Source organism: Pseudenterobacter timonensis (assembly GCF_900021175.1).
Classification (GTDB): domain Bacteria; phylum Pseudomonadota; class Gammaproteobacteria; order Enterobacterales; family Enterobacteriaceae; genus Enterobacter; species Enterobacter timonensis.
The window spans coordinates 260,950-273,401 of sequence record NZ_FCOP01000013.1 but is presented as its reverse complement, the minus strand read 5'-3'; the positions used below and the strand labels follow the sequence as shown (position 1 = coordinate 273,401).

Annotated in this window: 13 protein-coding genes; 9 read left to right on the top strand and 4 right to left on the bottom strand. The window is 58.4% G+C overall.

Annotation, left to right across the window (positions count from 1 at the left end):
* Nucleotides 1–4 precede the first annotated feature (4 nt).
* Together BN3796_RS16685 and BN3796_RS16680 are read right to left on the bottom strand one after the other, a co-directional pair.
* Entirely contained in the window at nt 5–823 is an 819-nt protein-coding gene (locus BN3796_RS16685) for a DUF72 domain-containing protein (RefSeq protein ID WP_061709482.1), read from the bottom strand.
* Nucleotides 820–1,386, bottom strand: a complete 567-nt coding sequence (locus BN3796_RS16680) for a hydrolase (protein ID WP_061709481.1) — start codon at nt 1,384–1,386, stop codon at nt 820–822. Before BN3796_RS16680 ends, BN3796_RS16685 begins: the two co-directional genes overlap by 4 nt.
* 263 nt (nt 1,387–1,649) lie before the next feature.
* On the opposite strand from BN3796_RS16680, the gene aspS reads away from it, so the two are divergent.
* From aspS to ruvB, 6 genes are all read left to right on the top strand, one after another.
* Nucleotides 1,650–3,422, top strand: coding sequence for an aspartate--tRNA ligase (aspS, locus tag BN3796_RS16675; protein ID WP_061709480.1), 1,773 nt, complete (start codon nt 1,650–1,652; stop codon nt 3,420–3,422).
* A 117-nt stretch (nt 3,423–3,539) separates the two neighbouring features.
* Nucleotides 3,540–3,992, top strand: a complete 453-nt coding sequence (gene nudB / locus BN3796_RS16670) for a dihydroneopterin triphosphate diphosphatase (protein WP_148381823.1) — start codon at nt 3,540–3,542, stop codon at nt 3,990–3,992.
* 27 nt (nt 3,993–4,019) lie between these two features.
* The gene (locus BN3796_RS16665) at nt 4,020–4,760 is read left to right on the top strand and encodes a YebC/PmpR family DNA-binding transcriptional regulator (RefSeq protein ID WP_061709478.1); all 741 of its coding nucleotides are present in this window, start codon (nt 4,020–4,022) and stop codon (nt 4,758–4,760) included.
* 34 nt (nt 4,761–4,794) lie between these two features.
* Entirely contained in the window at nt 4,795–5,316 is a 522-nt protein-coding gene (ruvC, locus tag BN3796_RS16660) for a crossover junction endodeoxyribonuclease RuvC (RefSeq protein ID WP_061709477.1), read from the top strand.
* A gap of 205 nt (nt 5,317–5,521) precedes the next feature.
* Nucleotides 5,522–6,133 carry a Holliday junction branch migration protein RuvA gene (gene ruvA / locus BN3796_RS16655; protein ID WP_061709476.1) on the top strand — a complete coding sequence of 204 codons (612 nt, stop codon included), beginning with the start codon at nt 5,522–5,524 and terminating at the stop codon, nt 6,131–6,133.
* An 8-nt stretch (nt 6,134–6,141) separates the two neighbouring features.
* Nucleotides 6,142–7,152, top strand: a complete 1,011-nt coding sequence (gene ruvB, locus BN3796_RS16650) for a Holliday junction branch migration DNA helicase RuvB (RefSeq protein WP_061709475.1) — start codon at nt 6,142–6,144, stop codon at nt 7,150–7,152.
* A gap of 288 nt (nt 7,153–7,440) precedes the next feature.
* Here the strand turns inward: ruvB and znuB are convergent, their stop codons facing one another.
* Entirely contained in the window at nt 7,441–8,226 is a 786-nt protein-coding gene (gene znuB, locus BN3796_RS16645) for a zinc ABC transporter permease subunit ZnuB (RefSeq protein ID WP_061709474.1), read from the bottom strand.
* Nucleotides 8,223–8,978 carry a zinc ABC transporter ATP-binding protein ZnuC gene (znuC, locus tag BN3796_RS16640; protein WP_061709473.1) on the bottom strand — a complete coding sequence of 252 codons (756 nt, stop codon included), beginning with the start codon at nt 8,976–8,978 and terminating at the stop codon, nt 8,223–8,225. Before znuC ends, znuB begins: the two co-directional genes overlap by 4 nt.
* 77 nt (nt 8,979–9,055) lie before the next feature.
* Between znuC and znuA the strand changes: the two genes are divergently transcribed.
* The 3 genes from znuA (at nt 9,056) to lpxM (ending at nt 12,424) form a co-directional block, all read left to right on the top strand.
* Entirely contained in the window at nt 9,056–10,000 is a 945-nt protein-coding gene (znuA, locus tag BN3796_RS16635) for a zinc ABC transporter substrate-binding protein ZnuA (protein WP_061710047.1), read from the top strand.
* A gap of 15 nt (nt 10,001–10,015) precedes the next feature.
* Entirely contained in the window at nt 10,016–11,335 is a 1,320-nt protein-coding gene (gene mepM, locus BN3796_RS16630; protein ID WP_061709472.1) for a murein DD-endopeptidase MepM, read from the top strand.
* A 117-nt stretch (nt 11,336–11,452) separates the two neighbouring features.
* Nucleotides 11,453–12,424 (top strand): lauroyl-Kdo(2)-lipid IV(A) myristoyltransferase, encoded by a 972-nt coding sequence (lpxM, locus tag BN3796_RS16625; RefSeq protein WP_061709471.1) that lies wholly within the window; start codon nt 11,453–11,455, stop codon nt 12,422–12,424.
* The last annotated feature ends 28 nt before the right edge of the window (nt 12,425–12,452 follow it).

Genomic DNA, 12,452 nt, shown 5'->3' with positions numbered 1-12,452 from the left:
GCGGCTAAAAAAGAGAAGATTGTTGTGGAATAGCCGGGGGGGCGCCCAACGAGGGGATGGCGTTGCGCAGCGCCTGCCAGAGCAGATCCACCAGCTCCGGCGCCTGGGCGATGTCGGGGGTGTGCAGAAAAAGATAAGGGGTGGTGGTCTGTTCCCATTTCGGCAGGGTGTTTAGCCAGACATCAAACAGCTCGCGGTTCTGCTGCATATTATCGCTGCCGATAAAGCGCACCATCGGATTCTGCGCCGTGACCACCGCATGTACCGGCACCTTCGGCTTTTTACGCTGGGCTTCCCGCACCGCCTCGCTGTGGGGCAGGGCGCTGTGTACCGGACGGCTGTCGAGCACCACCCGGTTAACGCCGCGTTCATGCAGGCCGCGGTTGAGCGCTTTTTCCGCCTCCCCCTTTTCAAAGAATGCCGGGTGGCGCACCTCCACGCCGTAGGTAAACTCTTTGGGGAGCGCGTCGAGAAAGTGCCAGAGCGCCGGAAGATCGCGCGGGCTGAAGCGCGCCGGCAGCTGGAGCCAGTACTGACCGATACGGCTGGCCAGCGGGGCCATGCGGGTGAAAAACTCCTGCGTCAGATCCTCGCAGCCGCGCAGCGCGGCGTCGTGCGAGATGGTCGCCGGGAACTTAAAGCAGAAGCGGAAGGCGTCGGTGGTCTGATCCCGCCACCGCTCGACGATCTCCGCGCGCGGCAGGGCGTAGAGGGTGGTATTCCCCTCCACGCAGTTAAAGTGCCGGGCGTACTCCTCCAGGCTGGTGATGCCAAGGCGCACCCATTTCGGGTGCGACCATTGGGGAAGGCCCACGTAGATCATAAGGCGCTAAGGATCTCATCCGTGCTGCGCACGCGGCCAATGCGCGGGAAGATATGGGTCATGCTGCCCTGATGCTCGGCTGCGGAGCCGGCGCTGCAGGCGTCTTCTGCGATCACCAGGTTAAAGCCCAGCTCCCAGGCGTTGCGGGCGGTGGATTCCACGCCAATATTGGTGGAAATACCACACAGAATAATGGTGTCGATACCGCGACGGCGCAGCTGCAGCTCCAGGTCGGTGCCGTAGAACGCGCCCCACTGACGCTTGGTCACTTCGATGTCGGTATCACGCTTGCCCAGCGCTACCGGGTAACTCCACCAGTTTTCCGGCAGGGCATGAGCCGGTGCCTGGGCGTCCACCGGCTGCTTCAGCGCTTCGGCGAAATCGGCTGACCAGCCGACGCGCACCATCACCACCGGGGAGCCACTGGCGCGGCACTTTTCCGCCAGCCGCGCGCTGCGGCTGACCACATCCTCAGCCGTGTGAGGACCTCCGGCAAACGGCAGGATCCCTTCCTGTAAATCAATCACCACCAGGGCGGTTTTCGCGGCTTCGAGTGTAAACATAGTAACTCCAGTCAAATGAATAACGACGGTGACACCATACGAGATCGGCCCTGTTGATTATCGGATAATTTTGTTAATTTTTGTGAGAAGAGGCAATAAGCGAGTAGCAAACCGGCTTCTCGTAAGCTTCGCTCTTATCGTCGGGCGGAATATCCAGTATAATAGCCGCCTTTTTTCATCCAGTTGTGACATACAAAAAGCTGCGACATAGTAGCCTGGTAACCAGGCGACATTTAGCCTGCGGCTAAATTAAGGGATATCTCATGCGTACAGAATATTGCGGGCAGCTGCGTAAGTCCCACGTTGGGCAGCAGGTGACCCTGTGTGGTTGGGTCAACCGTCGTCGTGATCTCGGCAGCCTTATCTTTATCGATATGCGCGATCGCGAAGGGATCGTTCAGGTCTTTTTCGACCCGGATCGGGCGGACGCGCTGAAGCTCGCCTCCGAACTGCGCAACGAGTTCTGCATTCAGGTGACCGGCACCGTGCGTGCGCGTGACGAGAAAAATATTAATGCCGATATGGCGACCGGCGAAATCGAAGTGCTGGCCTCCTCGCTCACCATTATCAACCGCGCAGAATCACTGCCGCTGGACTCCAACCACGTCAATACCGAAGAAGCGCGTCTGAAGTACCGCTATCTGGATCTGCGTCGCCCGGAAATGGCCCAGCGCCTGAAAACCCGCGCCCGCATCACCAGCCTGGTGCGCCGTTTTATGGACGATCACGGCTTCCTCGACATCGAAACCCCGATGCTGACCAAGGCGACGCCGGAAGGGGCGCGCGACTATCTGGTTCCTTCGCGCGTACACAAGGGCAAATTCTACGCCCTGCCGCAGTCTCCGCAGCTCTTTAAACAGCTGCTGATGATGTCCGGCTTCGATCGCTACTATCAGATTGTTAAATGCTTCCGTGACGAAGATCTGCGCGCTGACCGTCAGCCTGAATTTACCCAGATCGACGTGGAAACCTCCTTCATGACCGCCGAACAGGTGCGTGAAGTGATGGAAGCGCTGGTGCGCAGCCTGTGGCTGGATGTGAAAGGGGTGGATCTGGGTGATTTCCCGATCATGACCTTCGCAGAAGCCGAGCGCCGCTACGGTTCTGATAAACCGGATCTGCGTAACCCGATGGAGCTGGTGGATGTGGCTGACCTGCTGAAAACCGTAGAGTTCGCGGTATTCTCCGGCCCGGCTAACGATCCGAAAGGCCGCGTCGCGGCGCTGCGCGTACCGGGCGGCGCCACCCTGAGCCGTAAGCAGATTGATGACTACACCAGCTTCATCAAAATCTACGGCGCGAAAGGGCTGGCCTGGATGAAAGTGACCGAGCGTGCGAAAGGTCTGGAAGGTGTAACCAGCCCTGTGGCGAAGTTCCTGAGCGCGGAAATCGTTGAAGCGATTCTGGAACGTACCGGTGCACAGGATGGCGACGCGATCTTCTTCGGCGCAGACAACAAGAAAGTTGTTGCGGATGCGATGGGCGCGCTGCGTCTGAAGCTCGGCAAAGATCTGAGCCTGACCGACGAAACCAAATGGGCGCCGCTGTGGGTCATCGACTTCCCGATGTTTGAAGACGACGGCGAAGGCGGCCTGACCGCGATGCACCACCCGTTCACCTCCCCGAAAGATATGAGCGCCGCCGAGCTGAAGGCCGCGCCGGAAGAGGCGGTGGCTAACGCGTACGATATGGTTATCAACGGCTACGAGGTGGGCGGCGGTTCCGTGCGTATTCACAGCGGTGAAATGCAGCAGACCGTGTTCGGCATCCTCGGTATTAACGAGCAGGAGCAGCGTGAGAAGTTCGGCTTCCTGCTGGACGCCCTGAAGTACGGTACGCCGCCGCACGCGGGTCTGGCGTTCGGTCTGGATCGTCTGACCATGCTGCTGACCGGCACCGATAACATCCGTGATGTTATCGCCTTCCCGAAAACCACCGCAGCGGCCTGTCTGATGACAGAAGCGCCAAGCTTTGCCAACCCGGCCGCGCTGGCCGAGCTGGGCATCGAGGTGGTGAAGAAGGAAGAGAAAAACTGATATGGCATATATACACGACATCATTCGCGCTGCATCGCGGCGGCAACTGAGTGAACTCCCATGAGTATAGATAACTATGTGAATGGGATGAACGAAGGCAGCCAACAAAGAGGCAGCGTGAAGGATAAAGTGTATAAGCGTCCCGTTTCTGTCTTAGTTGTAATTTACGCCCAGGACACGAAGCGGGTGCTGATGTTGCAGCGGCGCGACGATCCCGATTTCTGGCAGTCGGTTACCGGCAGCGTGGAAGAGGGGGAGACCGCGCCGCAGGCCGCCGCGCGTGAAGTAAAGGAAGAGGTCACCATTGACGTTGCTCGCGAGCAACTGACCCTGAAGGACTGTCAGCGCACGGTGGAGTTTGAAATTTTTAGCCATTTACGTCATCGCTATGCGCCGGGTATTGAGCGCAATACGGAATCGTGGTTCTGTCTCGCGCTCCCCCACGAACGGGAGATTGTGTTCACCGAACACCTTACCTACCGCTGGGTGGATGCGGCGGAAGCCGCCGCGCTGACCAAGTCGTGGAGCAACCGGCAGGCGATTGAAGAATTTGTAATTAACGCTGCCTGAAAAGGCGCGCTCTTTGAGGATATTTTTATGGCAGGTCATAGTAAGTGGGCCAACACCAAACACCGTAAAGCGGCACAGGATGCCAAGCGCGGTAAAATCTTTACCAAAATCATTCGCGAGCTGGTGACAGCGGCGCGTCTGGGCGGCGCCGATCCGGCCTCTAACCCACGTCTGCGCGCAGCGGTTGATAAAGCGCTCTCTAACAACATGACGCGTGACACCCTGAACCGCGCTATCGCCCGTGGCGTGGGCGGCGATGAAGACGCGAACATGGAAACCATCATCTATGAAGGCTACGGCCCTGGCGGTACCGCCGTGATGGTAGAGTGCCTCTCCGACAACCGTAACCGTACCGTTGCCGAAGTGCGTCACGCCTTCAGCAAATGCGGCGGTAACCTTGGCACCGACGGCTCCGTGGCCTACCTCTTCAGCAAAAAAGGGGTCATCTCCTTCGAGAAAGGCGATGAAGATGTAATCATGGAAGCGGCGCTGGAAGCGGGTGCGGAAGATGTGGTGACCTACGATGATGGCGCGATTGACGTCTACACCGCCTGGGAAGAGATGGGTGCCGTACGCGACGCGCTGGAAGCGGCGGGCCTGAAGGCGGACAACGCCGAAGTTTCCATGATCCCGTCCACCAAAGCGGATATGGACGCGGAAACCGCGCCGAAGCTGCTGCGTCTGATCGACATGCTCGAAGATTGCGACGACGTGCAGGAGGTCTACCATAACGGGGAGATCTCTGACGAGGTGGCAGCGACTCTCTGATGAGAGTCCTTAAACCGTTGACGGGAGGGGCGTGATGTCCATTATTCTCGGCATTGACCCCGGCTCCCGCATAACCGGTTATGGCGTGATCCGCCAGGTGGGACGGCAGCTGACCTATCTGGGCAGCGGCTGCATTCGCACCAAAGTGGACGATCTTCCGTCGCGTCTCAAGCTCATTTATGCGGGCGTGACGGAGATCATCACCCAGTTTCAGCCCGACTATTTCGCCATTGAGCAGGTCTTTATGGCGAAAAATGCCGATTCGGCGCTGAAACTCGGCCAGGCGCGCGGCGTGGCGATTGTCGCCGCCGTGAACCAGGATTTGCCGGTATTCGAATATGCCGCCCGTCAGGTCAAGCAGACCGTGGTAGGGATCGGGAGCGCGGAGAAGAGCCAGGTGCAGCACATGGTGCGTACCCTGCTGAAGCTCCCCGCGAACCCCCAGGCGGACGCCGCCGATGCGCTGGCTATCGCCATCACCCACTGCCACGTCAGTCAGAATGCGATGCAGATGAGCGAGTCGCGTCTCAATCTGGCACGCGGGCGGTTACGATAATCTCAAATCAGGCTGGATGTTTATCCAGCCTTTTTTTATTATACCCGTCATACTTCAAGTTGTATGTGCGTTGGCTGCACTCGCTCACCCCAGTCACTTACTAATGTAAGCTCCTGGGGATTCACTCCCTTGCCGCCTTCCTACAACTCGAATTATTTAGGGTATATGTCGTCAGTAAATATTTTCCAGAACGCAGGAGCGCGACGTGATAGGCAGACTCAGAGGCATCATCCTTGAAAAACAACCCCCGTTAGTGCTGCTTGAGGCGGGAGGCGTAGGTTATGAAGTCCATATGCCGATGACCTGCTTTTATGAACTGCCTGACGCCGGGCAGGAGGCGATTGTCTTTACCCATTTCGTGGTGCGAGAAGACGCCCAGCTGCTTTATGGTTTCAACAACAAGCAGGAGCGCACCCTTTTTCGCGAGCTTATCAAGACCAACGGTGTAGGTCCCAAGCTGGCGCTGGCCATTCTTTCGGGCATGTCGGCGCAGCAGTTTGTCAATGCCGTTGAGCGCGAAGATCCCGCCGCGCTGGTCAAGCTGCCGGGTATCGGCAAAAAGACCGCCGAGCGTCTGATTGTAGAGATGAAAGATCGCTTCAAAGGGCTGCACGGGGATCTCTTTACCCCGGCGGCCGATCTGGTGCTTACCTCGCCTGCGGCGCCGTCGGCGGACGATGCGGAGCAGGAAGCGGTTGCCGCGCTGGTTGCGCTGGGCTATAAACCGCAGGAAGCGAGCCGGATGGTGAGTAAAATCGCCAGACCGGACGCCAACAGTGAGACTCTGATTCGTGAAGCGCTGCGCGCTGCATTGTGAGGTAAAGGATGATTGAAGCAGACCGTCTGGTATCAGCCGAAAGCAGCCAGCCTGAAGATGTAATCGATCGCGCGATTCGTCCCCGCCTGCTGGAAGAGTATATCGGCCAGCCGCAGGTGCGTTCCCAGATGGAGATATTTATCCAGGCGGCGAAACTGCGCGGCGACGCGCTCGATCACCTGCTGATTTTCGGCCCGCCAGGGCTGGGTAAAACCACCCTGGCGAATATCGTCGCCAACGAGATGGGGGTCAACCTGCGCACCACCTCTGGCCCGGTGCTGGAGAAAGCGGGGGATCTGGCGGCAATGCTCACCAACCTTGAACCGCACGACGTGCTGTTTATTGATGAGATCCACCGTCTCTCCCCGGTTGTGGAGGAGGTGCTCTACCCGGCGATGGAAGATTACCAGCTCGATATCATGATTGGCGAAGGGCCCGCGGCGCGCTCGATTAAAATCGACCTGCCGCCCTTTACGTTGATTGGCGCCACCACCCGCGCCGGCTCGCTCACCTCGCCGCTGCGCGACCGCTTCGGCATCGTGCAGCGTCTGGAGTTCTATCAGGTGCCCGATCTGCAGCATATCGTCAGCCGCAGCGCCCGCTTTATGGGGCTGGATATGAGCGAGGAGGGGGCCTTTGAGGTGGCGAAGCGTTCCCGCGGCACGCCGCGTATCGCTAACCGTCTGCTGCGTCGCGTGCGGGATTTTGCCGAAGTGAAGCACGACGGCACTATCTCTTCGGATATCGCGTCGCAGGCGCTGGATATGCTCAACGTCGATGCGGAAGGCTTTGACTACATGGACCGCAAGCTGCTGCTGGCGGTGCTGGATAAGTTCTTTGGCGGCCCGGTGGGGCTGGATAACCTGGCGGCGGCCATCGGGGAAGAGCGCGAAACGATTGAGGATGTGCTGGAGCCTTATCTGATTCAGCAGGGCTTTTTACAGCGAACCCCCCGCGGACGCATGGCGACGGTGCGGGCGTGGAACCATTTCGGGATCACCCCGCCAGCCATGCCGTAAACGATGCCGGATGGCGGCTTCGCCTTATCCGGCCTACGGGATCTTTGACGGTCCGGGGCGGTGCGGGCGTGGAACCATTTCGGGATCACCCCGCCAGCCATGCCGTAAACGATGCCGGATGGCGGCTTCGCCTTATCCGGCCTACGGGATCTTTGACGGTCCGGGGCGGTGCGGGCGTGGAACCATTTCGGGATCACCCCGCCAGCTATGCCGTAAATGGCGCCGGATGGCAGCTTTGGCGGGAAAGATTTTGTAGGCCCGGTAAGCGAAGCGCCACCGGGCAGGCGTCTAGCTGGCAGGTTTCTTCAGCATACTGAAGATAAAAAGCAGCGCCGCGCAGAGTACCACCGACGGGCCCGCTGGCGTGTCATAGAACGCCGAGAAGGTTAACCCTCCTGTGACGGCAACCATCCCGACAATCACCGCCACACCCGCCATCTGCTCCGGGGTACGGGCAAAACGGCGGGCGGTGGCAGCCGGGATAATCAGCAGCGAGGTAATAATCAGCGCACCGACAAATTTCATCGCCACGCCGATGGTCAGGGCAGTCACCAGCATCAGCAGCAGCTTCACCCGCTGCAGCTTCACCCCATCCACAAAGGCCAGATCCGGGCTGACGGTCATCGCCAGCAGGTTGCGCCACTGCCACAGCAGAATCAGCAGCACCACAACCACGCCAATGGCAATGGCAATCAAATCCTCCGGCGTCACCGCCAGCAGATCGCCAAACAGATAGGCCATCAGATCGACACGTATATTCGACATCAGGCTCACCACTACCAGCCCCAGCGACAGGGCGCTATGAGCCATAATGCCGAGCAGCGTATCCACGGCAAGGTGGGGGCGTTTCTCCAGCCACACCAGCCCGGCGGCCAGCAGTAGCGTGACGACAATCACCGCATAAAACGGATTGACGTTCAGCAGCAGCCCGAAAGCGACCCCCAGCAGGGAGGCGTGGGCCAGGGTATCGCCGAAATAGGACATCCGGCGCCAGACCACAAACGATCCCAGCGGCCCCGCGGCGCAGGCAAGCATAATCCCGGCCAGCCAGCCGGGCAGTAAAAGTTCAATCATGAGTGTCTATTTCCCCGACGCAGGACGATTCGTCCCTGTAAATCATGGCGGTGGTTGTGATGATGGCGATAGATGCCAAGCTGCTCGGCCCCGCGGGGGCCAAACATGGAGATAAATTCCGGGTGCGTGGAGACCACTTCCGGCGTACCGGAACAGCAAATGTGGTGATTCAGACAGAGCACTTCGTCCGTTTTCGCCATTACCAGATGGAGATCGTGGGAGACCATCAGCACCGCGCAGTTCAGCTCCTTACGCAGCTGGTCGATCAGATCGTAAAGCGCCACCTGGCCGTTAACGTCCACCCCCTGGGTGGGCTCATCCAGCACCAGCAGCTGCGGTTTGTTAAGAAGCGCCCGCGCCAGCAGCACGCGCTGGGTTTCGCCCCCGGAGAGCTTTTGTAACGGCGCTTCGATAAGATGTCCCGCCTGTACGCGCTTGAGCGCCGGCAAAATATCCTCTTTGCGCGTTCCGGGGCGTAACCGGAGAAAGCGGCTGACCGTCAGCGGCAGGGTGGCGTCCAGGTTAAGCTTTTGCGGCACATAGCCAATGCGCAACTGACCGTCGCGCTTGATGACGCCTTCATCAGGTGCTACCAGCCCCAGTACCACGCGCACCAGCGTTGATTTCCCCGCGCCGTTGGGGCCAAGCAGGGTAAGAATTTTCCCCGGCTTCAGATCCAGCGAAATCTCAGAGAGCACGCGGCGCTGGCCGAACGAGACAGAAATTTTTTCGAGTGAAACTAAACTAGTCATATTATTTTATGCTTGCAGAACTCATCGAATGTTATAATATCACATTCCACTTATTCATGACGATGATTGGACGCATTATGTTACATAAAAATACGCTTCTTTTCGCTGGACTCTCAGCCGCTTTTTTGAGCGTAACCGCAACGAATGCCAGCGCGGCCGTAGTGGCTTCGCTTAAACCGCTCGGTTTTGTCGCCGCCGCCATTGCCGACGGGGTAACAGAGACCCAGGTTCTGCTGCCAGACGGTGCTTCCGAGCACGATTATTCCTTGCGTCCTTCTGATGTAAAACGCTTACAGAACGCAGACTTAGTGGTCTGGATCGGCCCGGAGATGGAAGCCTTTATGCAGAAGTCAGCGCAGAAGGTTCCCGATGCGCATAAAGTGACAATTTCCGAACTCTCCGGCGTAAAACCGCTGCTCATGAAGGGGAGCGATGACGACGAAGATGAACATGAACATGCACACGCTGAAGGCGAAAAAAGTGATGAACATCACCATCACGGCGAGTACAACATGCATCTCTGGCTCTCCCCGGAGATAGCGCGCCTGTCGGCGGTTGCAATCCACGATAAATTAGTGGAACTTATGCCGCAAAGTCGAGCCAAACTCGACGCCAACCTGAAGGATTTTGAGGCAAAATTAGCCTCGACCGATGAGCAGGTAGGTCGCGAGCTCGCACCGGTGAAAGGTAAAGGGTATTTCGTTTTTCATGATGCCTATGGCTACTACGAAAAACACTATGGTCTGACCCCGCTGGGTCACTTTACCGTCAACCCTGAGATTCAGCCCGGTGCGCAGCGTTTACATGAAATCAGAACAGAGTTGGTTGAGCAAAAAGCAACCTGCGTTTTTGCTGAGCCACAGTTCAGGCCAGCGGTTGTAGAAGCCGTGGCCAGGGGAACTTCCGTGCGCATGGGAACCCTGGATCCGCTTGGTATGAATATCCAGTTGGGTAAAGCGAGCTATTCGCAGTTCCTCAGCCAACTGGCGAACCAGTATGCCAGCTGCCTGAAAGGAGATTAACGAGGAAGTGAATACGTGCAACAGATAGCCCGCTCTGTCGCCCTGGCATTTAATAATCTGCCCCGACCCCACCGCGTTATGCTGGGGTCCCTTACTGTTCTTACCTTAGCGGTCGCCGTCTGGCGGCCCTATGTGTATCACCCTAACACTGCCCCCATCGTTAAAACCATCGAGCTTGAGAAGAACGAAATTCGTTCTTTACTGCCGGAGGCGAGCGAGCCTATCGATCAGGCCGCTCAGGAAGATGAGGCCATTCCGCAGGATGAACTGGACGATAAAACCGCTAATGAAGCGGGAATACATGAGTATGTCGTATCAACGGGCGATACGCTGAGCAGTATTCTCAATCAGTACGGCATTGATATGAGCGACATCAGCCAGCTGGCCGCGTCGGACAAGGATTTGCGTAACCTGAAAATTGGTCAGCAGCTCTCCTGGACCCTGACGGACGATGGCGATCTGCAGCGTCTGACCTGGGAGATGTCCCGCCGGGAAACGCGTACCTACGATCGCCAGGGTAACGCCTTTAAAATGACCAGCGCCCTGCAGCAGGGTGACTGGGTGAATAACGTCTTAAGCGGCACCGTGGGCGGCAGTTTCGTCGCCAGCGCACGGAGTGCCGGCCTCACCAGCGGCGAGATCAGCGCCGTTATTAAAGCGATGCAGTGGCAGATGGACTTCCGGAAGCTGAAAAAAGGCGACGAGTTCTCGGTGTTGATGTCGCGCGAAATGCTCGACGGCAAGCGCGAACAGAGCCAGCTGCTGGGGGTGCGTTTACGCTCCGCAGGAAAAGATTATTACGCTATCCGCGCCGAGGATGGCAAATTCTACGATCGCAACGGTACCGGGCTGGCGAAAGGCTTCCTGCGCTTCCCGACATCCAGACAGTTCCGCGTCTCCTCCAACTTTAACCCGCGTCGTCTCAATCCGGTGACCGGGCGCGTGGCGCCGCACCGTGGCGTTGACTTCGCCATGCCGCAAGGTACGCCGGTACTGGCGGTGGGTGATGGCGAGGTGGTCGTGGCGAAACGTAGCGGCGCCGCCGGTTACTACGTCGCCATCCGTCACGGTCGCACCTACACCACCCGCTATATGCACCTGCGTAAGCTGCTGGTGAAGCCGGGGCAGAAGGTCAAGCGTGGCGATCGCATCGCGCTGTCGGGCAATACCGGCCGTTCAACCGGCCCGCACCTGCACTATGAGGTATGGATTAACCAGCAGGCGGTTAACCCGCTGACGGCGAAACTGCCGCGTACCGAAGGGCTCACCGGTAAAGACCGTAGCGAGTACCTGGCGCAGGTCAAAGAGGTTCTGCCGCAGCTGCGCTTCGATTAATCAGGCGTTTCTCAAAAGCCGGCGCAGGCGTGTGCCGGCTTTTTCTTTTGTGCGCGGCAAAGTGCCTCGCTACACTATCTGTTGAAAATTTTGCGTCCCCCAGACCCTGGAACCAGCATGGAAAACAAAAAAAACAACATTGAATATATTCCCGAGTTTGAAAAATCCTTTCGCCACCCGCGCCACTGGGGCGCGTGGCTGGGCGTTTACGCTTTTGCAGGAATGGCGCTGCTGCCGGCCAGGGTGCGCGATCCCATTCTGGGCAATATAGGGCGCATCGCCGGACGGCTTGGCAAAAGCGCGCGCCGCCGCGCGCAAATCAACCTCTTGTACTGCTTCCCTGAAAAGAGCGAAGCAGAACGGGAAGCGATTCTGGATGCCATGTACACCACCGCGCCGCAGGCAATGGCGATGATGGGCGAGCTGGCGCTGCGCGGCCCGGAGAAGCTGCGCGATCGCGTTGACTGGCAGGGGCTGAAGATTATCGAGGAGATGCGGCGCAACGAGGAAAAGGTGATTTTCCTGGTGCCGCACGGCTGGGGCGTCGATATTCCGGCGATGCTGATGGCCGCCGGCGGACAGAAGATGGCCGCCATGTTCCATAACCAGGGCAACAAGGTGTTCGACTACGTCTGGAACACGGTACGGCGTCGCTTTGGTGGCCGCCTGCACGCCCGTAACGACGGCATTAAGCCCTTTATCCAGTCGGTCCGTCAGGGCTACTGGGGCTACTATCTGCCGGATCAGGATCATGGCCCGGAGCACAGCGAATTTGTCGATTTCTTTGCCACCTACAAAGCGACCCTGCCGGCGATTGGCCGTCTGATGAAGGTCTGCCGCGCCCGCGTTATTCCGCTTTTTCCCATCTATGATGGTAAAACGCACCGCCTGACGATTGTGGTTCGCCCGCCAATGGACGATCTGCTGACCGCGGACGATCACACCATCGCGCGACGCATGAACGAAGAGGTGGAGATTCTGGTGGGGCCGCAGCTGGAGCAGTACACCTGGATCCTGAAGCTGCTGAAAACAAGAAGGCCCGGTGAAACCGAGCCTTATAAGCGCAAAGAGCTGTTCCCGAAGAAATAGTTACCCCTCTCCCGTGGGAGAGGGCGGT

Coding starts and splice junctions, on each gene's coding strand:
- BN3796_RS16685 (WP_061709482.1), bottom strand. CDS start 823: ATGATCTACGTGGGCCTTCCCCAATGGTCGCACCCGAAATGGGTGCGC.
- BN3796_RS16680 (WP_061709481.1), bottom strand. CDS start 1,386: ATGTTTACACTCGAAGCCGCGAAAACCGCCCTGGTGGTGATTGATTTA.
- aspS (WP_061709480.1), top strand. CDS start 1,650: ATGCGTACAGAATATTGCGGGCAGCTGCGTAAGTCCCACGTTGGGCAG.
- BN3796_RS16665 (WP_061709478.1), top strand. CDS start 4,020: ATGGCAGGTCATAGTAAGTGGGCCAACACCAAACACCGTAAAGCGGCA.
- ruvC (WP_061709477.1), top strand. CDS start 4,795: ATGTCCATTATTCTCGGCATTGACCCCGGCTCCCGCATAACCGGTTAT.
- ruvB (WP_061709475.1), top strand. CDS start 6,142: ATGATTGAAGCAGACCGTCTGGTATCAGCCGAAAGCAGCCAGCCTGAA.
- znuB (WP_061709474.1), bottom strand. CDS start 8,226: ATGATTGAACTTTTACTGCCCGGCTGGCTGGCCGGGATTATGCTTGCC.
- znuC (WP_061709473.1), bottom strand. CDS start 8,978: ATGACTAGTTTAGTTTCACTCGAAAAAATTTCTGTCTCGTTCGGCCAG.
- znuA (WP_061710047.1), top strand. CDS start 9,056: ATGTTACATAAAAATACGCTTCTTTTCGCTGGACTCTCAGCCGCTTTT.
- lpxM (WP_061709471.1), top strand. CDS start 11,453: ATGGAAAACAAAAAAAACAACATTGAATATATTCCCGAGTTTGAAAAA.